Source organism: Actinoplanes aureus (genome assembly GCF_015704865.1).
Lineage (GTDB): Bacteria > Actinomycetota > Actinomycetes > Mycobacteriales > Micromonosporaceae > Actinoplanes > Actinoplanes aureus.
This window is the reverse complement of record NZ_JADQTO010000025.1, coordinates 77,931-98,410: the sequence shown is the minus strand read 5'-3', so window position 1 is coordinate 98,410 and position 20,480 is coordinate 77,931. Positions and strand designations below refer to the sequence as shown.

The 20,480-nt window shown below is 71.4% G+C and carries 20 protein-coding genes and 1 pseudogene; 7 read left to right on the top strand and 14 right to left on the bottom strand.

What is annotated here, in order from left to right:
* Nucleotides 1–3 precede the first annotated feature (3 nt).
* On the top strand, nucleotides 4–1,737 hold the full coding sequence (locus tag I4J89_RS37635; protein ID WP_196419015.1) for an ABC transporter ATP-binding protein: 1,734 nt from the start codon (nucleotides 4–6) through the stop codon (nucleotides 1,735–1,737).
* Here the strand turns inward: I4J89_RS37635 and I4J89_RS37630 are convergent.
* Both I4J89_RS37630 and I4J89_RS37625 read right to left on the bottom strand, forming a co-directional pair.
* The gene (locus I4J89_RS37630) at nucleotides 1,734–4,226 is read right to left on the bottom strand and encodes a winged helix-turn-helix domain-containing protein (RefSeq protein WP_196418952.1); all 2,493 of its coding nucleotides are present in this window, start codon (nucleotides 4,224–4,226) and stop codon (nucleotides 1,734–1,736) included. The genes I4J89_RS37635 and I4J89_RS37630 overlap by 4 nt on opposite strands.
* A 153-nt stretch (nucleotides 4,227–4,379) precedes the next feature.
* Nucleotides 4,380–5,315: a hypothetical protein gene (locus tag I4J89_RS37625; RefSeq protein ID WP_196418951.1), complete on the bottom strand. Its 936-nt coding sequence runs from the start codon at nucleotides 5,313–5,315 to the stop codon at nucleotides 4,380–4,382.
* Nucleotides 5,316–5,818: 503 nt separating this feature from the next.
* On the opposite strand from I4J89_RS37625, the gene I4J89_RS37620 reads away from it, so the two are divergent.
* Nucleotides 5,819–6,280: a DUF2231 domain-containing protein gene (locus I4J89_RS37620; protein ID WP_309238644.1), complete on the top strand. Its 462-nt coding sequence runs from the start codon at nucleotides 5,819–5,821 to the stop codon at nucleotides 6,278–6,280.
* On the opposite strand, the gene I4J89_RS37615 is transcribed toward I4J89_RS37620, so the two are convergent.
* The 6 genes from I4J89_RS37615 to I4J89_RS37590 all read right to left on the bottom strand — a co-directional run bounded on the left by I4J89_RS37615 (nucleotide 6,277) and on the right by I4J89_RS37590 (nucleotide 10,091).
* Entirely contained in the window at nucleotides 6,277–6,801 is a 525-nt protein-coding gene (locus I4J89_RS37615) for an HdeD family acid-resistance protein (RefSeq protein ID WP_196418950.1), read from the bottom strand. The genes I4J89_RS37620 and I4J89_RS37615 overlap by 4 nt on opposite strands.
* Nucleotides 6,802–6,852: 51 nt before the next feature.
* Nucleotides 6,853–7,314, bottom strand: a complete 462-nt coding sequence (locus I4J89_RS37610; RefSeq protein ID WP_309238643.1) for a hypothetical protein — start codon at nucleotides 7,312–7,314, stop codon at nucleotides 6,853–6,855.
* A gap of 32 nt (nucleotides 7,315–7,346) precedes the next feature.
* Nucleotides 7,347–8,045, bottom strand: coding sequence for a potassium channel family protein (locus I4J89_RS37605; protein ID WP_196418949.1), 699 nt, complete (start codon nucleotides 8,043–8,045; stop codon nucleotides 7,347–7,349).
* Nucleotides 8,042–8,290, bottom strand: coding sequence for a DUF8691 family protein (locus I4J89_RS37600; protein ID WP_230860266.1), 249 nt, complete (start codon nucleotides 8,288–8,290; stop codon nucleotides 8,042–8,044). Before I4J89_RS37600 ends, I4J89_RS37605 begins: the two co-directional genes overlap by 4 nt.
* 7 nt (nucleotides 8,291–8,297) lie before the next feature.
* On the bottom strand, nucleotides 8,298–9,158 hold the full coding sequence (gene ppk2, locus I4J89_RS37595; protein WP_230860264.1) for a polyphosphate kinase 2: 861 nt from the start codon (nucleotides 9,156–9,158) through the stop codon (nucleotides 8,298–8,300).
* Nucleotides 9,159–9,236: 78 nt separating this feature from the next.
* The gene (locus I4J89_RS37590; protein WP_309238642.1) at nucleotides 9,237–10,091 is read right to left on the bottom strand and encodes a M48 family metallopeptidase; all 855 of its coding nucleotides are present in this window, start codon (nucleotides 10,089–10,091) and stop codon (nucleotides 9,237–9,239) included.
* A 119-nt stretch (nucleotides 10,092–10,210) separates the two neighbouring features.
* Between I4J89_RS37590 and I4J89_RS37585 the strand changes: the two genes are divergently transcribed.
* On the top strand, nucleotides 10,211–11,545 hold the full coding sequence (locus tag I4J89_RS37585) for a diacylglycerol/lipid kinase family protein (protein WP_196418946.1): 1,335 nt from the start codon (nucleotides 10,211–10,213) through the stop codon (nucleotides 11,543–11,545).
* Nucleotides 11,546–11,648: 103 nt separating this feature from the next.
* Here the strand turns inward: I4J89_RS37585 and I4J89_RS37580 are convergent, their stop codons facing one another.
* Nucleotides 11,649–12,194 carry a hypothetical protein gene (locus tag I4J89_RS37580; protein ID WP_196418945.1) on the bottom strand — a complete coding sequence of 182 codons (546 nt, stop codon included), beginning with the start codon at nucleotides 12,192–12,194 and terminating at the stop codon, nucleotides 11,649–11,651.
* Between the two features lie 177 nt (nucleotides 12,195–12,371).
* Here I4J89_RS37580 and I4J89_RS37575 point away from each other — a divergent pair, with 177 nt between their 5' ends.
* Genes I4J89_RS37575 through I4J89_RS37565 form a run of 3 tightly spaced genes read left to right on the top strand, consistent with a single transcriptional unit; the run spans nucleotide 12,372 to nucleotide 14,214 of the window.
* The gene (locus I4J89_RS37575) at nucleotides 12,372–12,788 is read left to right on the top strand and encodes a hypothetical protein (protein WP_196418944.1); all 417 of its coding nucleotides are present in this window, start codon (nucleotides 12,372–12,374) and stop codon (nucleotides 12,786–12,788) included.
* Between the two features lie 23 nt (nucleotides 12,789–12,811).
* Entirely contained in the window at nucleotides 12,812–13,225 is a 414-nt protein-coding gene (locus I4J89_RS37570) for a DUF7144 family membrane protein (RefSeq protein ID WP_196418943.1), read from the top strand.
* Nucleotides 13,222–14,214: a YihY/virulence factor BrkB family protein gene (locus tag I4J89_RS37565; RefSeq protein WP_196418942.1), complete on the top strand. Its 993-nt coding sequence runs from the start codon at nucleotides 13,222–13,224 to the stop codon at nucleotides 14,212–14,214. Before I4J89_RS37570 ends, I4J89_RS37565 begins: the two co-directional genes overlap by 4 nt.
* Here the strand turns inward: I4J89_RS37565 and I4J89_RS37560 are convergent.
* Both I4J89_RS37560 and I4J89_RS37555 read right to left on the bottom strand, forming a co-directional pair.
* Nucleotides 14,139–15,572: an MFS transporter gene (locus I4J89_RS37560; RefSeq protein ID WP_196418941.1), complete on the bottom strand. Its 1,434-nt coding sequence runs from the start codon at nucleotides 15,570–15,572 to the stop codon at nucleotides 14,139–14,141. The two genes, I4J89_RS37565 and I4J89_RS37560, sit on opposite strands and share 76 nt — an antisense overlap.
* Nucleotides 15,573–15,634: 62 nt before the next feature.
* Complete coding sequence (locus tag I4J89_RS37555) at nucleotides 15,635–16,183, bottom strand: Rv1733c family protein (RefSeq protein WP_196418940.1); 549 nt, start codon at nucleotides 16,181–16,183, stop codon at nucleotides 15,635–15,637.
* Nucleotides 16,184–16,318: 135 nt separating this feature from the next.
* On the opposite strand from I4J89_RS37555, the gene I4J89_RS37550 reads away from it, so the two are divergent.
* A complete protein-coding gene (locus tag I4J89_RS37550) occupies nucleotides 16,319–16,813 on the top strand; it encodes a hypothetical protein (RefSeq protein ID WP_196418939.1) in 495 nt (164 codons plus the stop codon).
* Nucleotides 16,814–16,906: 93 nt separating this feature from the next.
* Here the strand turns inward: I4J89_RS37550 and I4J89_RS37545 are convergent.
* From I4J89_RS37545 to I4J89_RS37535, 3 genes and pseudogenes are all read right to left on the bottom strand, one after another.
* Nucleotides 16,907–17,563 (bottom strand): annotated as a pseudogene (locus I4J89_RS37545) (metallophosphoesterase family protein); the annotation flags it as partial.
* Entirely contained in the window at nucleotides 17,560–18,396 is an 837-nt protein-coding gene (locus tag I4J89_RS37540) for a class II glutamine amidotransferase (protein WP_196418938.1), read from the bottom strand. The pseudogene I4J89_RS37545 and the gene I4J89_RS37540, both read right to left, overlap by 4 nt.
* A 60-nt stretch (nucleotides 18,397–18,456) precedes the next feature.
* The gene (locus I4J89_RS37535) at nucleotides 18,457–20,457 is read right to left on the bottom strand and encodes a phage holin family protein (RefSeq protein WP_196418937.1); all 2,001 of its coding nucleotides are present in this window, start codon (nucleotides 20,455–20,457) and stop codon (nucleotides 18,457–18,459) included.
* Nucleotides 20,458–20,480: the final 23 nt, after the last annotated feature.

The window sequence follows — 20,480 nt, the reverse complement described above, 5'->3', positions numbered from 1 at the left end:
CGGATGCTGCTGCCGACCGCCACTGCGCGCGAGACCTGGGCCGTCACCCGGGCCGAGTTCGCCCGGCTACCCGGCCTCAGTGCGACCGCCCTGACCCTGCTGGTGGGCGCCGCCGCCACCGGGCTGGTCCCGCCGTGGGTGCTCGGCCGCCTGGTCGACGACGTGATGGCCGGCGCCGGCACCAGCCGGGTGGTGGGCTGGGCCGCGGTGATCGCGGCGGCGGCGCTGGTCGGGGGCCTGCTGACCGCGGCCGGCGCGGCCGTTGCCGCCCGGCTCGGCGAGACCGTGCTGGCCCGGCTCCGGGAGCGGGTCGTCGACCGGGCGCTGCACCTGCCGTCGGCCACTCTGGAGAAGACCGGGACCGGGGATCTGGTGGCGCGTACCGGCGACGACGTGGCGGTGGTCGCCAACGCGATCACCGGCAGCGGGCCGCTGCTGGCCGGGGCGCTGCTCTCGGTGGTGCTCACCGCCGGTGGCCTGTTCGCGCTGGACTGGCGGCTCGGCTTGGCCGGGCTGGCGGCGGCACCGGGGTACGCGCTCGCGCTCCGCTGGTATCTGCCGCGGTCGGCGCCGTACTACGCCCGGGAACGGGTCGCGGCCGGTGAACGCGCTCAGGCGCTGGCCGGTGCGTTGCAGGGGGCGGCGACGGTCCGGGCGTACCGGATCGAGGAGACGCACGTGGCGCACGTCGCCGAACGGTCCGCGGTCACCCGGGACCTGTCGCTGGACGTGTTCCGGCTCTTCACCCGGTTCGTCTCGCGGGTGAACCGGGCCGAACTGATCGGGCTCTCGGCCGTACTGATCGTCGGCTTCCTGCTGGTCCGCGAGCAGCTCGGTACGGTCGGCGCGGCCACCTCGGCGGCGCTCTACTTCCATCGGTTGTTCAACCCGATCGGCATGCTGCTGTTCGAGGCGGACACCGTCCTGCAGGCCCGCGCGAGCCTGGCCCGGCTGGTCGGGGTGGCCTCGCTGCCCGCCACCCCGCGCAGTGAGGAAGTCGACGCTTCGGGGCCCGGGGAGCTCGAGGTGGTGGTCACCAAGCACCACTACGACGACGGGCCGGTGGTGCTCGCCGACGTCACGCTGCGCCTGGAGCCGGGATCCCGGGTCGCCCTGGTCGGCGCCAGCGGGGCCGGCAAGACCACGCTCGCCGCGATCGCCGCCGGCATCATCGTCCCGACCGGCGGTGCGGTACGCCTCGACGGCGTACCGCTGACCGATCTCGGCGAGGACCACGTCCGGAAGCGGATCGCCCTGATCAGCCAGGAGGTGCACGTCTTCGCCGGTACGCTCGCCGACGACCTGCGGCTGGCCCGTCCCGGCGCCGGCGAGCAGGAGCTGCTCGCCGCACTCGACCTGGTCGGCGCGACCGGCTGGTTCCGGGCCCTGCCGGAGGGTCTGGGCACACACGTCGGCGAGGGCGGTCACCGGCTCACCGCGGCACAGGCCCAGCAGCTCGCCCTGGCCCGGCTGGTCCTGGCCGGACCCGAGGTCGCCGTCCTGGACGAGGCCACCGCCGAGGCGGGCAGTGCGGGCGCCCGTGACCTGGAGCGGGCGGCCGCGGCCGCCACCGCGGGCCGGACCACGCTGATCGTGGCGCACCGCCTGACCCAGGCCGCGACCGCGGACCGGGTGCTGGTCCTGGACCACGGCCGGGTCGTCGAGGAGGGCTCGCCCGCCGAGCTGCTGCGGGCGGGTGGGCGCTACGCCGAACTGTGGGCGGCCTGGAGTCCTTAGAGGAGTCCGAGGCGGTGTGCGGTGTCCACCGCCTCACGGCGCCGGGCCGCGCCCAGTTTCCGATAGATGGCCCGCATGTGCGCCTTCACCGTGTTGACCGACACGCCCAGGTTGCCGGCGATCTCCTGGGCGGTGAGCACGCTCGGCAGGAACCGGAGTACCTCGGTCTCCCGCTGGCTGAGCGGATCGGCGAGCTCGGCGGCCGCGGTCTGCGGCCGGTGTTCCGATGCCGCGTCGAGCCCGCCGGGGTACAGCCGGCGCAAGGGCCGGCGGATACCGTCCGGCTCGGCCAGGGCGGTGGCCCGCCGGACCGCCTCGGCCGAGCGGGACTTCTGCCCCCGGTCCGCGGCCAGCCGGGCCAGGGTGATCCACGCGTGCACCGCCGCGATCCGGTTCGGGCCGGCGGCGGCGCTCGTCAGCAACCGCTCCCCCGTGGAGTCGCCGACCCCGGTCAGCGCCCGGCCGAGAACCGCCTGTTCCGCCGGGCCCAACGCGGACCGGGACCGGTAGCGGGAGATCACCTTCTCCGGGACGCCCAGCGCCAGGTCGATCTCGCTCTCGATCAGGTCCAGCCATCGACGCAGGTACGGAGCGTCAAGCGACGGGCCGGTCTCCTGGCGCAGCTGCCGCAGGAAAGGGCCGGCGTGGGCCGGGTCATCGGCGGCGAGCAACAGGAACAGCACCGCCGATGAGACCACGGTGAGGGTGGCCTCCGGCGGGTTCGCCTCGGTGTGCAGGGCGCGACGGAGCATCGCCTGCGCTTCGGCGACCCGGTCCCGCTCCACTTCGACCAGGGCCGAGGCCAGGGCGGCCGCCGTGGCCATCGCGGTGTCGGCGAACCCGAGCCGATCAGCGAGCCGGCACGCCGAGTCCGCGTGTTCGGCGGCAGCGCCGATGGATCCCCGGAAGTACGCCAGCAGAGCGAGATGCCCCTCGGCATTGATCTCCACGAGCTCCAGACCGGTCGCGCGAGTCGCTCGCAGACCCGACCGCAGGTACTGTTCCGCCTGATCGAGGCGGCCCAGCCAGAGCAGGCCGACGCCCTTGTTGCTCAACGCGATGGCGCGAAGCTGAAGCAGCATGGGAATGTCGCGGACGCTCGCCGCCCGCAACCGCGCGAGGATCCCGCCGGTAGCCGCCACCAGATCCGACATGTCACCGCGGATCCGGAACACCGTTGCCGCTTCCAGGGCGTCCAGTGCCACCCGCGCCGCCCGCCGCTCCCGGACCTCGCCGGACAGCATCGCCCGGGCCTGCCGGATACAGTCCGGGATCGCCGAGTAGTCACCGTTGAACAGCATCAGCAGCGCGGAGCAGAGGCACAGCTCAGCAGTCGTCGGAAGGAGTTCCGGCGGGATCCGCCGCAGGACGTCCACCAGAAATCGCCGGTCGGTCGACACGATCCGGGTCACCGCCAGCTCGGCCACGATCCGGCCCAGATAGACCCAGTCGGCCGCCTCCGCCGCGTGCCACAACGCCTCGGGAACCGCGATCTCGCCGGCGTACCAGCGGGCGGCCGCCGCGTGCAGCCCGGCGACCTCGTCCGGTTCCTCCATCTCCAGCCGGCGCCGCAGCATCGCCCGCAGCCGGCCGTGGCAGCGGAACCATCGCCGGCCGTCGTGCTCCCGGCTCGTCACGAAGCCGAGCCCGCGCTCCAGTTCCTCGAGGATCGGCAGGCTGTCCACCACGCCGGTGAGCGTCTCGGCGAGCGCCGGGCTGACCTCCTCCACGACGCTGGCGCGCAGCAGGAACCGCCGGATCGCGGCCGGCTGCACGGCGACCACCTCACGCCACAGGTAGTCGTCGATCGCGTCCGGTCCGGTGGTCTCGGCCGCCAGCCGCACGCCGAGCGGCCACCCCTCACCGGGCGACGCGTCCGCTCCACCGTAGAGAGTGACCAGGTTCGTGGCCTCGTCGCTGTCGAGTGCCAGGTCGTCCACACCGACCGTGGGCGGATTCATCGGCAGGTCCGGAACGCTCCGGCTGAGCAGGATCAGGTGCAGGCCGGCGGGTCGTTCGGCCACCAGGAGGGCCAGAGCGCGCATGGCCGCGGTGCCGTCGAGGACGTGCAGATCGTCGAGAACCAGCACGGTCGGTTCATGTGCGCGATCAAAAACGGACTCGAGCCGGCGAAGCAAGGCGTCCTCGGACTCTGCCTCACCATCGGCGTCGCCGGGCTCGGACACGGTGGCTCCGGCGGCCCGCAGTGCCGCGACGACGCCGCCGGTGAACGCCGAGACACCGGTGTGCCGGTGCCGCACGGTCAGCCAGGCGATCCGCTCCGGTTCCGGTCGCTGTGCCAACCAGGCGGTGACGAGTGTGGTCTTTCCCCAGCCAGGACCCGCCCGGAGCAGCGTGACCGTCTGCTCCACACCCGCATCGAGCAGGGCGTACAGCCGCGGGCGCGGCAGGTACGGCTGCGGCGCCACGGGCCGGCCGGCGCCCACCGCGAGATAGTCCGCAGGGGCTCGGCGGGCTGACTCGGTCACTGCTCGATCACCCCGCGATCACCGTCTCGACCAGGCGCCGGTGATGCCGGCGGACGCCTCGCCACCTCGGCCGAAACTACGCGCCACCAGGAGCTTCAGCCGTCGAGTGCCGGAAACGCGACACCTGATCATAGGCTCAGACGTTGACCTCCATCATGCCGGATACGGTGCCGGTCCGGGATCGGCGGGCGGCACGGTGCCCGGGGCCGGCTGAGGGGTGAGGATCGCGTTCAGGGATTCCAGGACACTGTCCACTTGCGGACGCAGGCGGTGCCACTCGCGGCCGCCGGCGAGCGCCTCGTTCTCCGCGTCGATCGCTGGGACCAGATCCCGGAGGAGCGCGGCGACCGTGCCGGCGTGTGCCTGTTGTGCGTCACCGATGGACCGGGTGGCCAGGGTCCCCCACCGGGCGGAGAGATCGATCAGGTCGTCGCGGGCCGGTGGCCAGGAGAGGGATCGCTCGGCCGCCGTCCGGGCGGTGAGCACCGGGGGCAGGCGTACGCCGGTCACGCTCCGGGTCTCGGCGGCCAGCGCGGATGCCTCCGCCTCCCAGACCGCTACCCGCCTCGAGCGGCTGACCAGCACGATCGCGATGACGCTACCGAGTAGGACGAAGAGCAGCAGCCAACCGAGAAAGCCACCGGAGTCGGCGTCGTCCGAGACCGGGACGGCCGCCGCGCTCGCGGCCGGCTGCTCAGCCGGTTCCTCTGTGGAGTCCGGGTCCTGGGTGCGCGTCGGCTCAGGCTCGGTTTCCTGGGTGCGCGTCGGCTCCGGCTCGGTTTCCTGAGTGCGCGTCGGCTCCGGCTCGGCTTCCTGGGTGCGTGTCGGCTCCGGCTCGGGATCCTGGGTGCGCGTCGGCTCAGGCTCGGTCTCCTGAGTACGGGTCGGCTCAGGGTCCTCGGTCTGCTCCGTCCTGGTCTGCTCCGGGGTGCCCCGCGTGGTGCGGTCCAGCGAGACTTCGACGGATGGCCGGCCCGACGGCAGTGCTCTGCCGTCACCGTCCCCGTCACCGCCGCAGGCCGCCGCACCGAGAAGCACCGCTGCCGCCAGCCCCATCACCAAGTGCCGGTACCGTGCCCGTCGCGCCATTCCGGCTCCCCACTCTCGACCCGATAGAGGGCCGGCTCGCAGTGCCGTCTCGTCCCCCGAGAGACGACGCTGCGAGCCGGCTGGGCCCGGGCAGGACAAGCACCGGGCCCGTCCGCTGCGACACCCCGGCTGGTCTCCAGTGCTGCCTACGCCCCCACGGAGGAAGCACTGTGAGCCAGCCGGGCCCGGCGGGGTGACACCGGGCCCGGGCCGCTGCGGTACCCGGTTACGTCTCTCAGGACTGTCCAGCCCTCGCGGGGCAGCGCTGGAGACCAACCGGGTCATGTGACGGTTCGTGATGTCGACGTGATCAGCTTTCCGGCCGCGACCGATTCCGGGATCCTTCGCAGCGGATGATTCCGACACCCCCGCATGGCCATCGCCTTTCTGCGGGGGGGGTGACCGCTTCTGAACGCGGCCTCGGCAGCGGGATCACCCGGTAGAACGCTGATTCACCCGCCGGGGATGACGTACCGGAAGGCCTGCCGGTCAAGGCTGGAACGGTGCAGAGCCGACTTCTCCTCGCCGGTCAGGCGGTACGGCCGTTGCTGCTCATGTTCCCGTTGGGCCTGTTCACCATGGCGGTCCTCTTCGACCTGGCGACCGTGCTCGGTGCACCGCACCTGATCGGCACGCTGGCCTACTGGAACATCGTGGCCGGCCTGGTCGGCGGCCTGCTGGCAGCACTGGCCGCGGGCGTCGACGCGTTCGGCGCCCACGACCCGAAGGCCGCCCGGATCTCGTTCCTCAGCCTGCTGATGGACTTCGCCGTGCTGATCCTGTTCGCGGTGCTGACGCTGATGCGGATCCGCAGCCCCGATCGCGCCGCCGACCCGGGGCTGCTGGTCGTGGAACTGGTGGGGCTGGTGCTGGCCGGATTCGGCGCCTGGTACGGCGGCCGGTTCGGTGACCCGTACGCCCCGATGGTCCGCCTGCAACGGCGACCGCCGGTCCCGCAGAATTAAGCCCGCGAACGCAGGCCGGCGACCGCGACGAAGATCAGGCAGATACCGAGGAAGCAGAGCGTCGTCGCGCCGATGAACAGAAAGGCGGTCAGGCCGATCCCGGGCCAGACCAGCAGGGCGATCGCGGCGACGATCGCGCCCGCGCCGAAGGCGAGCCGCCAGCCACGGCCCGACTCGCCGGAGCCGATGGCCAGGACGATCTCGGCGATCCCGTCGAGGATCCAGCCGATCGCGACGATCAGCAGCAGCAGCGCCACCGATCCCGCGACGTTGCGCAGGCAGAGGATGCCCACGATGGCGACGAAGACGCCGAAGACGATGCCGACCACCCGGTTCAGCGTCGGGTAGCCGCTGGAGAAGAGCAGCACCACGGTCCGCGCCACTCCGACCACCAGCAGGTTGAGGCCGAAGAGGAAACCGACCACGCGCAGGGTCGCCTCCGGCCAGACGAACGCGACGATGCCCAGGGCGAGGGTCAGCAGGCCGGCGACCAGCCCAACCCAGTGCCATGTCCGGGCCATGGACGTTTCGGACCTCGCGATCGACATCTCCGCCATCGGGTCGTCCTCCTGTCAGTTCTCGCGCCGGGGCACCGGCGCCTTGGGCAGGTCACTGAAGGCCGCGGCCAGGAACGGCCCGACCAGCTCGGTGCGTTCCGCCTCGGTGGCGGTGACCTCGACCAGCGACCCGTCGCGCAGCCAGAGCCGTACCGCGATCGGGTGCTGCCCGCACCGCTTCGCCTCGCCGGGTGGCACGACGTAGACGCCCACCGGGGAGACTCGCGCCGTCAGCCGGATCGTCCGGTCGAACACCGGCCCGCGCCGTACCACCAGCTCGTCGCCGGACCAGCGTGCCCACATCCGCCGGGACCATTGCCGGCGTAGCCGCCGCCACGCACGCGGCGGGCCACCACTGGTCCGGATCCGGCACCAGAACGCGGATCCGCCGTCGATGAAGTGGCGCCGGCTGCGGCGCTCCCTGGCGACGGCGCCGAGCAGCAACAGAAACGCGAGGAACAGCAGTGACCACAGCACGGGAACTCCTCAGTACGGCGCTGCCGGAATGCTCACCGTCGATCAGGTCCGGGCGCGTCATCCCCGGCGAATGAGCGATCCCCGTTCTCGGCCTCCCAGTTGCTCGGCCGCCACTTGTCGACCACCTTCGCCACCGCGGTGACCAGGAAGAGCGTGCCCACGAGGGTCTCCAGGACGGCGATGCTCTGCGCCGGGTTGGTGGCCGGCACCAGGTCGCCGTACCCGGTGGTGGTCATCGTGACGAAGCTGAAGAACAGGACGTCGGCGAGCGAACCGTCGCCCCGCTCGCCGAAGAGTGGCCCGGGTTGGATGGCGGCGACGCACTCGTACGCGAACGCGAACGCCATCCCGATCAGCAGGTAGGCGGCGAGCGCGCCGAGCATCGTCTGCTGGTTCACCCCGCGGTGCCGGCCGAGGTCCCGGACGATCGAGAACGGGGCCACCAGGTACAGGGCGCTGGAGGCCAGGAAGGTCCAGCCGATCAGCGGGACGTTGCGGGCGAACAGGTTGAGCAGGGCCGCGACCAGCGCCAGCAGGAAGACCAGTCCGGCGATCAGTCGCAGCCCGGCCCGGGCCTTGGAGACCCGCAGCGTCTGCCAGACCGTGCCGGTCTGCACGAACAGGAGCACCGCCACCATCCAGCGCTCCTCGGTGAGCAGCGCCAACACGTACGTGATGACGATCAGCACCAGCACCATGCCGTAGCCGCCGCGGGTCTGTGGCGTTCTCAACGGGATGGTCCCGGCTGGTCGCCCGGCCCCTCCTCCGCGGGCAGCCGGCGTACCTCGATGAGCCGCAGCCCGAGGCCGTGGATCCGGGAGATGAGCCCGACCACCGCCGACTGGTCGGGTAACGACCCGTGCAGTACGGTCTCCGGCGGCTCCACGCTGACCGTGAGGTCGCGTAGTTCCGCCAGCACCTCGTCGGGGATCACCCCGGAGACTCTGACCTGGTAAGACGCCTCGGGCACGATCATGACCTCCTCACCCGATGAACCTGCCGCTCCGGTCTCGCTCGGCCTCCATCAGGGCGATCTCCTCCGCACCGCGCACCACGATCTCCGGGTCCGGGGTGAAATCGAGTTGGGGATCGCGTCCCTTGTAGTCGACCGCGTTCAGGATGACCTTCATGGTGTTCAGCCGGGCACGCTGTTTGTCGTTGGAGCGGACGATCAGCCACGGTGCGGCCCGGGTCTCGGTGCGCTTGAGCATCTCGTACTTGCGGACGGTGAAGTCGTCCCAGCGGTCCTGCGCCTGCAGGTCGATCTCGCTGAGCTTCCACTGCCGCAGCGGATCGGTACGGCGACGCTCGAACCGCCGGGCCTGCTGCTCACGGGTGACGCTGAAGTAGAGCTTCACCAGAATCGTGCCCTGGCGCACCAGGTCCTTCTCGAATCCGGTGACGCCGAGCAGGAAGTCGCGGTACTCCTTCGGACTGCAGAAGCCGAAGACCCGCTCGACCATCGCGCGGTTGTACCAGCTCCGGTCGAACAGCACCATCTCGCCGCCGGCCGGGAACTGCGCCACGTAGCGCTGAAAGTACCACTGCGACCGCTGTTCGTCGGTGGGCCGGCCGAGCGCGACGACCCGGTAATGCTTCTCGTTCATGAACCGGGTGACCCGGCGGATGGCACCGCCCTTGCCCGCCGCGTCCCGGCCCTCGAAGAGCACGATCATGCGGAGGTTCTCCAGTTCCAGGTGCCGCTGCAACTTCAGCAGCTCCACCTGCCAGCAACGCAACCCGCGCTCGGCCCTCAGCTTGCGGTTCAGGGCCGTACGTTCGTGCCGCAGCTCCGCGAGCTCTCGCAGAGCCTGCGCATACGCCTCGGTGAGGTCCGGCCCCATTCGCTCCTCCTCGGTTTCGCGGGTCTCAGCCTTTCGGTCCGCACGTGGCGGCACGTCATCCCGAACGGATGAGGCTGATCAGACCGGTGTTCCGTGCTCGGCCTCGCGTACCCGGGACTGGAGCAGGCCCAGGCGGAACAGGCGCTCCAGCCGCCGCACGGTGAACGGATGCGACCGGGTGAGCTGGGCCAGTTCGACCCAGAAACCTCGCAGCTGCCGGCCCTGGCGAACCAGTTGATCGACGTCAGTGGTCTGCTCGGTGTACCGGCCCGAGGCGAGCAGCACCAGGCCGGTCGCGCCGGTCGGGCAGAGGTGGGCGCCGTGCCGGTCGCAGGAGTACTCCCGCAGCCGGGACAGGGTCGGGCCGAGGATCGGGATGCGCTCGGAGTAGGCGACTGAGAGCTGGTACCAGAGCGAGACGTGGTGCAGTTTGATGTGCCCCAGCTCGTGGCCGAGGATGAACCGCAGGCCGTCCTGGTTCTCCCGGTAGAGGTTCACGAACAGCTCGTTGGAGAGCACCACGTAGTCGTGGCCGGTGGCCTGCGCCGCGAACGCGTTCAGGGTCCCGTTGCCGTTGGCCAGATACAGATTCGGGCGCCGGGGCAGGTTCAGCTGCCGGGCGAAGTCGTCCATGGTCCGGTAGAGATCGCCGTACTGCGCGGTGGACAGCTCGACCGCGCTGCCGCGGGTCGAGGCCCGCTGCGTCTCACGGATCACCACGATGGCCGGGACCAGCAGGAGCAGACCGATGAACGCGGAACGGACCGCATCGACCCAGCCCGAGTCCTGGAGCCGCTCCGGCAGGAACGGAACAGTGACAGCCGCCTGAATGATCAACCAGATGATGATCAGATTGAGGACGACCATGAACACGTAGAAGGGCAATTCGGCGGGGTGGCGCAGCTGACTTCCGGGTGCTGACGATGTCGCCACAACGGATCTCCTGTCCGGCCGGTCCGGGGGTTGTGGTCGACGATCCACCCGCGCCGATGCGCGCCACCTCATCCCGCCGGTATGAAGCCCACCGGAAGACCGCGCGCGACGCTTGGTCCATGGCTGAGCTTGTCGATGTCCCCTCGTCCCGGCGCTGGCTGGCGAGACTGTCCTTCCTCACCGTGGCGGCGGCTGTCCTGCTGGTCCTCGCCGTCGCCGGGCTGCGCGGCAGCATCGGGCTGCTGCTGGTCGGCTCGATCGGCTCAGCCGTGGGCCTGGCCGCCGCCTGGTGGTTCCTCACGCACCGCGGCCTGCTGCGCTGGCTGGCCGGTGCGGTGGTGGTGCTCGCCCCGCTGGTCGTCGCGGTGCTCTTCGCCCGGGCCAACCTGATCTGGGTGATGATCGTCTTCGGGCTGCTCTGGTCAGCCGCTGTGGCGGCCGGGCAGCGCGCGCTGGCCCCGGACCGGGAGGACACCATCACCGAGTACGAGACCCCGCCGCCGCGCCGCCCGTACCTGATCATGAATCCGCGCTCGGGTGGCGGGAAGGTCGAGCGGTTCCACCTGGCGGAGCGTGCCCGTGAGCTCGGCGCCGAGGTCTACGTCTTCCACGGACCGGCGGTGGACGTCGCCGAGGTTGCCCGGGACGCCGTCCGCAACGGCGCCGACCTGCTCGGCGTGGCCGGCGGAGACGGTACCCAGGCCCTGGTGGCGGGCATCGCCGCCGAGCACGGGCTGCCGTTCCTGGTCATCTCCGCGGGCACCCGCAACCATTTCGCCCTCGATCTGGGCCTGGACCGCGAGGACCCGTCGACGTGCCTGGACGCCCTCAGCGACGGGGTGGAGCTGCGAATCGATCTCGGCCTGATCGGCGACCGGACGTTCGTCAACAACGCCTCGTTCGGCGCGTACGCCGCGATCGTGCAGAGCCCCGCCTACCGCGACGACAAGATCGGCACCACGCTGGATCTGCTGCCCGATGTGCTCACCGGGCACGACGGGGCCCGTCTGCGGCTCGACGTGGACGGCGTGTCCGTGACCGGCCCGCAGGCCGTGCTGATCAGCAACAACCCGTACGCCGCGGACGATGTGGCCGGCCTCGGCGAGCGGCCCCGGCTGGACGGCGGGACGCTGGGCGTGCTCGCGGTCACCGTGCGGGGTGCGGCCGACGCGGCCGGGCTGATCAGCGGTGGTGGCCGGGCGAGAGCACTGACCGTCCGGGCCACGACCGAGGCGGTGGTCGACGCGGACACGCCGACGTTGCCGGTGGGCATCGACGGGGAGGCGGTCATCCTGCCCACCCCGGTGCGCTGCTCGATCCGGCCCGGTGCGCTGCGCGTACGCGTACCCCGCCGTCGCCCCGGTGTCCGCCCGGCCCGCCCGGAGATGGACTGGAAACGGCTGCGGCGGCTGGCTTTCGCCCGCCGCCGCAGCTCAGACGCCGCCGCCGTCTAGAACCGGCGGTCCTGGCGCCGATCCACCCGGCGCGCGGTGCGCCGGCTCGTACGGCGGGCGACTCTCCGTGTAGCGAACATCGGACGCTCCTTATGTCGTGTGGTCAGGCCGTCTTACCCGCGGTCTCCAGGTCGTGCAGTTCCTTTGCCTCCTCGGCCGCGATCAGGCCGATGCCGACCAGGTCGAGCGGGCTGATGAAGCCGTCCGCGACCCGGAAACCACCGGCGCGGACGATCGCGTCGCGCAGCGGTACGGCCCAGTGGTGCTCGATCAGGAGCAGGGCGGCGGCGGAGTCGTTCGGGATGTCGGCGAGCACGTCCCACGCCTGTGGATCGTCGAAGACCGCGACGCCCTCCTCGGCCGCCAGCTCGGCCCCCTTCTCGTAACCGGCCGCGGCACCCGCCTCGCCCTCGAAACCGAGCCCGATCAGCGCACCGATCTTGCTGCCCAGCTCGACCGCTTCCTCGCGGGTGAGGTTGCTCAGGTGCTCGGCCGACAGTTCGCCGTCAGCGTCCTTGTAGACGGCGAGCGCGTCGATCACCCGTACGGTGTCACTCGCCTTCAACCGCTCCAGTTCCTCGATGATCTCGCCGTGAAAGTTGGGGTGTTTGAAGCCCAGCACCAACAGCTGGACGGGACCGATGGCCATGTCTCACTCCTCCACTCGTCGGTCCCATCGTGCTGGCGGCCCCTGCGCACGTCCTCATCCGGCGCGGGTGAGGACGCTCCCCGTACCGCGGCACGGTGCTGAGCACGACCGTCTGAGGCACGCGTTCATCCCGCCGAGATGACGTCCGCGGCGCCGCGTGGCGTCATCCTCGGCGGCATGGAGCGAATCCCGAGAATCCTCACCGCGACGATGGCCGTCGGCATCCTCGGCCTCGGCGGCTGCAGCAGCACCCCGGCCGAGGGGTCGACCCAGGCGGTGTGCGACAGCTTCGCGGCCGTGCAGAACACCGTGAACCAGATCAAGAACGCCAACGTCTCCGAGAACGGGCTGAACGCGGCCCGGCCGTACGTCAGCCAGCTGCTGAACGAGCTCAACCAGCTCGTCCAGGACGCCAAGGCCCAGTTCAAGCCGCAGGCCGACATGCTGAAGACCACCGTGGACCAGCTGCAGGCGAGTGTGGACACGGCGCGTACCGATCCGAACCGCACGAACCTGTCGGCGGTCCGCGCTTCGGTCGCAGCGGTTCGCGAGAGCGCCGAGAACCTGCGCGACGCCGTCTCCGGGTTCTGCTGATCCGGCCGGAAAGGAGAGGCGAGATGGAAGTGGAACAGAGCCGCGCCACCGGTTGGGTCGCCTGGGTGCTGTTCGGTGGCATCCTGCTCGTCCTGCTCGGCACCGTGCACCTGTGTGTGGGTCTCCTCGCGCTGCTGCGCCCGGAGATCCTCGCCGGTACCCGCGCCGACCAGCTGCTGCCGGTGTCGCTGACCGCCCTGGCCTGGCTGCATCTGGTGCTCGGCGCGGCGGCCGTGGTCACCGGCGTCGGCCTGATCCGCGGGCTGAGGTGGGCACGGGTCATCGCGATCGTGCTCGGCTGCCTGACCGCCCTGGTGAACTTCGCCTTCCACCACGCCCATCCGGTCTGGTCCGTCCTCGCGGTGGTGCTGGCCGCCCTCGTCGTCTACTCGGTCGCCGCGCACGGCGGCGAGGTGGCCGACGCGTACGGGTCGTGATCGTCCGGCGCCTCGACGACCTGCAGCGGCGGTGGCCGGTACTCGGCTTCTGCTACGCGGTGATCTGCAAGTACCTGGACGACGGCGGCATCCGCGAGGCGGCACTGATCACCTACTACGGGTTCCTCAGCCTCTTCCCCACGCTGCTGCTCGGCGTGACGATCGTGTCCGAGGTACTGGTCCGCCATCCCGAGCTGCGGCAGGAGGTGGTGGCCGCGATCGTGCCGCCGTTGCTGCAGGACGGCGTGGAGAACTCGGTGGCCGCCTTCACGTCGTCGAGCACGGCGCTGGTCCTGGGCGTGATCGGGCTGGTCTTCTCCGGGATCGGGGTGGTCGTCTCCGCGTACGAGACCTTGAACCACCTCGCGGCTGTGCCCTTCGTGCGGCGCCCCGGGGTGGTCGTCCGCTATCTGCGAGTGGTGGCCGGCCTGGCGATCATCCTGGCCGGGACCGTAACCGTCGGCGCGCTCACCGTCGCGGCCTCGTCCCTGTCGATGTGGCCGGGCCCGCCCCGCTTCGGCGCGTTCATCGGCTCGTGCGGGGTGGTCTTCGTCGTGCTGGTGTCCGTCGCCCGCCTGCTGCTCGCCCGCCCGGCCACGCTGGGCATGCTCTGGCCGGCGGCGCTGCCGGGTGCGGTGGCGGTGACGCTGGTGCTCCATCTCGGCGCCACCGTGCTGCCCGAGATCGTCCGGCGGGCCGGCCGGGTCTACGGCGCCTTCGCCACCGTGGCCGGCATCTTCACGCTGCTCTACCTGCTGAGCAACGCCCTGGTGATCGCAGCCGAGATCGCCGCGGTACGGCACGCCCGGTTGTGGCCGCGCGCCCTCGACCCGGGCCGGCCGGCACCGGCCGACGCCCGGGCCATGCTGTTGCTGGCCCGGGAACAGGAACGGCTGCCGGCCGCGTCCATCGACTACGTGCTGCGTGACCCGCCGGCCGGCGCGGACTGCGTGTCGGAGGCCGGGGTGAAGCCGCCACGCGGCAGATAGGCGGCGGCGATCAGGCCGATCACGCCGGCGCCGGCCACCGCGATCATCGCCCAGACGTACGCCCGGCCGGGATGCGAGCCGTCGACCTGGGCGACCAGGATCGTGCCGGTCAGGGCCGCGCCCAGCGACGAGCCGAGGTTGGAGACGCTGCGGGACAGGCCGGAGATCTCGCCCTGGAGGTCCTCGCCGAAGCTGGACTGCACCACGTTCACCGACGGGGTCAGCATCCCGCCCAGGCCCAGGCCGATCACGAACAGGCCGGGCAGCATCGCCCACACCCCGTCCCCGGTGCCGCCGAGCAGCAACAACAGCGCGATACCGGAGATGGTGACCACGAACCCGGCGATGATCAGGGTGCGCTGCGGCCGCCGCCGCGCCATCCGCCCGGCGGCCAGCGACGAGATCAGTACGCCGACCGTGGTGGCGGTGAACACGGCACCGGTCTCGATCGCGTTGTAGCCCCGGACCACCTGCAGGTACGTCGACACCACGAACGAGCTGCCCATCACCATCAGCCACTGCATGTTCTGGGTGATCAGGCCGAGGTTGGAGGTGCGGTTGCGGAACAGCACGGTGGAGAGCAACGGCTCACCGCCGGTGCGCTCCTTCGCCCGGACCGTGGCGAAGAACCAGACCAGCATCAGGACGCCGGCCAGCACCAGGCCGACGAACGCCCAGACGTTGTCGTCGCTGACCAGGATGCCCATCACGATCAGGATCAGACCGGCCGCGGAGAGCACCGCGCCGAGGACGTCGAACGGCATCGTCCGGTCCGCCGGCAGCGGGTCCCGCACCGCGCGGCGGGCCAGCAGCACGATCACCAGGACGATCACGGCCTGCAGGACGAAGGCGGCCCGCCAGTGGATGGCGGAGGCGACCAGGCCGCCGATCAGCGGGCCGGCCACCGCGCCGACGCCGCCCATCGCGCTGATCAGGCCGAACGCCTTGGCCCGCGAGCCGAGGTCGCGGAACAGCAGCGTGGTGAGGATGTAGACGGGTGGGATGAGCAGGGCCGTGCCCACGCCCTCCAGGATCGAGTAGCCGATGATCAGGACGCCGAGTCCGGGCGCGAACGCGCTCAGCAGCGCGCCGGAGCCGAACAGGATGAGCCCGGCGATCAGGCACCACTTGCGGCCGAGCAGGTCGGTCAGCTTGCCGCCGGGGATCATCAGGGCGGCCATCACCAGCAGGAAGAGCGTGATCGCGAGTTGCACGCCCTGAACCGTGGTGTCCAGGTCCTGGCTGATGTCGGTGATCATCACGTTCATGTTCGAGCCGGCGAAGCTGCAGATGAACTGGGCCAGCGCGAAGGCGATCAGCGCCTGCCGCAGCCCGGGGGCGATCCGTTCGCTGGTCATCGGCCCAGGATCTGCGGCGGATACCGGAAAAGCGTCACTCCCACCGGATGAACCGGCCGCGGCTACTGCCGATCGCGACTCCATTGCGGGCCGACCTCGAGCCACTCGCGTTGCCAAGCCCGCTCCCGCTGGCGATTGAGCAGTGCCCGGGCGATCGCGCTGAGCCCGGCCAGGGCGACGGCGAGACAGAGGAGCACCGCGCCGGCCACCACGACGGCCTGTCCGACGGGGTGGCGTTCCAGCGGCGGGGCCCGCAGCACGCCCCGGTCGTCGACCCAGACCGGGATCCGGTCACCGCGCCGGTCGGTCTTGGAGACCTGCACGATGCCGCTGCGCGGCGTGCCGTCCGGCGCCTGCCAGGTGGCCCGGGCGGCGCGGGGAGCGACCGTACGCGAGTCGCTCATACCCAGCATCTCCGGCTCGGTGACCAGCACCGCCTCGACCCGGAAGACGTGGTCCTGTTCCCACTCCAGGGCCCGGACGTCAGCCAGGTAGCTGGAGCGGCCGGCCCACCACGCGAGCAGCGGCGCCCCGATCAGAAAGAGCACGAGCAGCACCAGAATCACCCCGCGCTCGACCCGATCCGAGCGGCGGCGCAGCTCGTTGCCCATCGTCGGCTTCCTTCCCCCCGATACTCCGCGATCAGCATCAACGGACCGGGCGACGCGTGGTTCACCCCGGCCGGATGAGGAGTCCGCGGCCGGTTCGGGCGACGCTCGGTCCGACGCCTGCTGACGGGAGACCCCATGGCCCGCTTGATCCCGATCCGGCTGACCCACGACACCGAGGAGGGCACCGCGGCAGGCATCTACGGCCTGATCGTGGGCGGCGGGATGGTGGTGTCCTCGCACGCGAAGAGGGCCGTGGTGGTGGCCGTCGCGGTGCTGGTCACGCTCACCGTCTACTGGGCGGCCGAACGCTATGCCCGGATCGTCGCCGAACGCATCCACGCGGGACACCGGCCGACCTGGCACACCGTACGCCGCCAGCTGACCAGCGGCTGGGAGCTGGTGACCGCCAGCACGCTGCCGCTGGTCGTCCTGCTGACGGTCCGGGCCACCGGCATCAAGCTGATCAACGCGGAGATCGCGTCACTGATCTGCACCACGATCCTGCTCGGCGTGGCCGGCTGGCGGATGGGTGTGGGCGGGCGCCTCTCCCCGGCGGAGCGAGTCGTCTCCACGCTGGTCGCGAGCGCGTTCGGCGTCGCCCTGATCGCTCTGAAGACCTCCCTGCACTGATCCGCGGGGAAGCGTCACCACACGCCCGGTGTGCCAGCCGGACGGCCCGAAGTAGCGCTCGCGGACCACCACCGCGCCGGTGTCCACGGTGATCAGGCTCCAGGACCGGCTGGTGCCGCGGACCCGGCGGCTGGTGGCCGTACCGGCGACCACGAACACCGGCCGGGACCGTTCCGCGATCCGGACGTCCGGGACGTGGGTGTGCCCGGCCAGCACCAGGTCCACCCCGGCCGCGCGGGCGGCGCCGAGCAGCCGGCGCCGGCCGAGGATCCGGGCGGTCCCGGTGGCGAGCGGCGGGTGGTGCAACGCGAGCAGCCGGACGTCCCCCGGTGGCGCGCCGCCCAGGACGCGGGTCACCAGGGCCGCCTGGTCGCCGGTCACCCGGCCGTTCTTCCACCGCCAGCGCGGCATGGATTGCAGACCGAGGGCGGTGAGGCCGGGGATCGAGACGACCGGGTCCAGGTCGTCGTCAATCCAGCTCCGATAGCGCGAGTACGGGTCGAACACCCGCCGCGCGCTGAACAGAGGCAGGTCGTGGTTGCCGGTGACCGCGAGTACCGGGCCGGTCAGCCGGTCGAGCAGTTCCCGCACCTGTCGGAACTCGGCCGTGCGGGCCCGCATCGTGCTGTCCCCGGTGACCACGGTCAGGGCCGGGCGCGCCGCGGCGACGTCCACGAGGAGGCCGTCCACAGCGTCCTCGTGGTGTGCGCCGAGATGCAGATCGGAAATATGGGCGACGACGACCGTCACGGCACCGCGGGCTCGAACCGCCCCAGTTCGTCATCACCCTTCTGGATCACCCCGTAGCTGGACTCGGGCACCGGCTGCCAGGCCCCTTCCAGGTCCGCGAGGGGTTCCGAGACGACCAGCCGGGTCTCGTCGGAGAGCCGCCGCAACCTCTCGTTCTCCGGGTAGAGCTGGTGCAGCGCGGAGATGGCGGTGCTGTAGTAGAGGGAGCGGCTGTGCCCCTCGCTGGAGTAGCGGAAACACCAGGTCTTGTCGCCGTCGGTGGTGGCCACGGTCATCTGCAGCGGCTGCTCCACGCCGTGCGTCCGGCCCACCGACTCGACCAGCCCGGCCATCCGCTCCACCGCCGCCACCGGCCGGTCCCGCAGGCCGTACGTCAGCGCGAGATAGAACATCACCTCGGAGTCGGTGGAGCCGGCCATGAACGGGTAGAGCTCCGGATCGACGGCGAGGACCAGATCCCGCTTGAGCCGGTGGAAGTCGCGGATCGACCCGTTGTGCAGCCAGAGCCAGTGCTCGTAGCGGAACGGGTGGCAATTGGTCTGCTGCACCGGCGTGCCGGTGCTGGCCCGGATGTGTGCCAGGAACAGCGGTGACATCGTCGACCGGGCGAGCTCCCGCAGATTCGCGTCACTCCAGGCGGGGCCGACGCCACGGAACAGCGTGGGCTCGCCCGGACCGTCGACGGGATACCAGCCGACGCCGAAGCCGTCGCCGTTCGTGGTCTCCACCCCGAATCGGGAGTGCATGCTCTGGTCGATCAACGAGTAGCGCGGCTTGTAGAGCAGCTCTTCGAGCCGGATGGGCGTACCGGAATAGGCCAGCCAGCGGCACACGGCGATTTCCTCTCCCCGAGACGATGTCCCCATCGTCCGCCGCCCGGCCCGGCGGCGGGTTCACCCCGGAAGGATGAGGTCCCGCCGGGCGGTCCGGCATCCCACCTGCTCCATCCAGTCGCAGAGCAGGCGGTGCACCGCGTCGGCGCCGACCAGTTCGCGCGGCGCGGAGAACGATCGCGGATGGATCAGCACCGGCCGGTTCTGCCATCCGCCCAGGCCACCGTGGCAGCCGATGAGCTCCTCGAACGCGGCGACCTCCTGGGTGACCGGATCCCAGAGACTGTTGATCAACAGATCGCCGGTGTTCGCCAGACCGTCGTGCCGGCGCAGGTCCTCCGCGGCCAGCGGGCCGAACCCGAGCAGCGGATCGAGGCCCTCCACCTTGTCGTCGTCGAGCCGGCGCCGCCCGGCGCGGCCCAGCACCACCGGGCCGTCGGTACGGGAACGCACCATCACCCAGCCCACGCCGGGATGCTCGACCAGCCCGGGCAGCAGTTTCGGGTGCCGCTCCTCGATCTCCTCGAGGGTGACCCGGCCGGCCAGCCGGGTGAAGTACAGCAGGGCGAGGTTCCCGGAGGCGGCGATGACGATCTCCGGGCGGTCCGGCGCCGGCTCCGCCGCCGGTTGCGCTTCTTTCTCCGGGGTACGGGTGAGCCCGGCCCGCAACGCCCGCGCCCGTCCCTCCTGCTCGTTCTCCTTCGTGACAGCCACCTCGCCGGCCGCCGTCAACCGCTCCACCAGGTCGTCCAGCCGCAGGCCGTAGCGCTGCTCGAAGGTGGCACCCTGGCTCTGCCCGTGATCGGAGAGCACCACGAAGTGGTACGGCCGGGGCGCCGACGCCGCGATCTCCTCCAGGGTGGCCAGCACCCCGTCGATGCCCTCCAGGGAGGCCAGCGACTCCGGCCGGGCCGGACCGGCGTGATGGGCGATCTCGTCGTAGTCGACGAAGTCGCAGAAGACCGACGGCGCGCCGCGCATCATCTGCTCGGCGATGATCGTCAGATTCAGGTGCCGCATCAGCACGTTGGTGGCGCCGCGCAGCAGCACGTACGACCCGTGCCGGCGCATCCGCGGCTGCACGTGGCGCAGCCTCTGCCGGCGTGCCTGGTACAGCTCCTTGATCATCTCGCCGACGGTCAGCACCAGGGACCGGGTCAGCCCGAACGGGTCGATCAGGTACGCGCTGAGATACCGGGCCGGCCCGGGGCGCTGCTTCGCCTGGACCGTGCTCATGGTCAGCAGGGAGGTGGCGGCGTCACCGGAGAAGACGTTGCTGACGCTGACCCCGCCGTCGGCGAGCAGTCCACGGCCGTCCGAGCAGCGGGACTCGACCAGGGCGCTGTCCCGCGGGTGGTTGGTCACCACGAGGCGGCCGGCCGTCTTCTCGTACCACCGGAAAGCTGGAACCTGCGCGCTCGCGCCGTGCAGCAGCCCCGCCTGGCTGGCCGGCGTCGTCGCCGGCAGCTGCGCGTGCCACTCGGCGAGCGTGTGGCTGCCGGTGCGCAGCCACCGGCCCAGGGTGGGCAGGTTGCCGGCCTCGATCGCCCACCGGGCCAGCGGCGCCGACAGCCCGTCGATCTGGATCATGACGACGCCCGGCACCTCGGTGGTCGGCACGCTGCGCCGGAAATGCCGGTTGACCCGCAGCAGGTGCTGGGTGACCGCGCCGGGCTGCCCGGCGGTGACCACCCAGAGTCCGATGCTCACCAGAACCGCACCCAGCCAGGAGGCCCAGAACGCGCTCCAGAAGTCGTGCACCTGGATGCCCGGGACGAGCAGCAGCGCGGCGTAGACGAGCAGCGCCTGCACGACCAGCCAGCCCGCCACGACGCCGGCCCAGCCGATAGCCGAGAGCGCGACCACCAGAACGGGACGCACCACGGCTCCGAAGAGTCCGATCAGGACGGCGGCGGCCAGGATCGCCCACCCGCTGTCGGCGCTGATGCCGGGCACCAGGCCCACGGTGACGGCCACCGCCACCACGCCGAGGCCCACCGGGACCAGAGCGGATAGCACCGGCGCTGCGAACCGGCGCACGTGAGGTTCGGGTTGCTGCATTCCGCAAGTGTCGGTGCCGTCCG

Bases quoted from the DNA above. Each gene is read 5' to 3' on its own strand.
- I4J89_RS37555 (WP_196418940.1), bottom strand. From the start codon at position 16,183: ATGGGCAACGAGCTGCGCCGCCGCTCGGATCGGGTCGAGCGCGGGGTG.
- I4J89_RS37560 (WP_196418941.1), bottom strand. From the start codon at position 15,572: ATGACCAGCGAACGGATCGCCCCCGGGCTGCGGCAGGCGCTGATCGCC.
- I4J89_RS37570 (WP_196418943.1), top strand. From the start codon at position 12,812: ATGGAAGTGGAACAGAGCCGCGCCACCGGTTGGGTCGCCTGGGTGCTG.
- ppk2 (WP_230860264.1), bottom strand. From the start codon at position 9,158: ATGGGGCCGGACCTCACCGAGGCGTATGCGCAGGCTCTGCGAGAGCTC.
- I4J89_RS37625 (WP_196418951.1), bottom strand. From the start codon at position 5,315: ATGGCGCGACGGGCACGGTACCGGCACTTGGTGATGGGGCTGGCGGCA.
- I4J89_RS37635 (WP_196419015.1), top strand. From the start codon at position 4: ATGCTGCTGCCGACCGCCACTGCGCGCGAGACCTGGGCCGTCACCCGG.
- I4J89_RS37600 (WP_230860266.1), bottom strand. From the start codon at position 8,290: ATGATCGTGCCCGAGGCGTCTTACCAGGTCAGAGTCTCCGGGGTGATC.
- I4J89_RS37615 (WP_196418950.1), bottom strand. From the start codon at position 6,801: ATGGCCCGGACATGGCACTGGGTTGGGCTGGTCGCCGGCCTGCTGACC.
- I4J89_RS37535 (WP_196418937.1), bottom strand. From the start codon at position 20,457: ATGCAGCAACCCGAACCTCACGTGCGCCGGTTCGCAGCGCCGGTGCTA.
- I4J89_RS37550 (WP_196418939.1), top strand. From the start codon at position 16,319: ATGGCCCGCTTGATCCCGATCCGGCTGACCCACGACACCGAGGAGGGC.
- I4J89_RS37575 (WP_196418944.1), top strand. From the start codon at position 12,372: ATGGAGCGAATCCCGAGAATCCTCACCGCGACGATGGCCGTCGGCATC.
- I4J89_RS37580 (WP_196418945.1), bottom strand. From the start codon at position 12,194: ATGGCCATCGGTCCCGTCCAGCTGTTGGTGCTGGGCTTCAAACACCCC.
- I4J89_RS37585 (WP_196418946.1), top strand. From the start codon at position 10,211: ATGGCTGAGCTTGTCGATGTCCCCTCGTCCCGGCGCTGGCTGGCGAGA.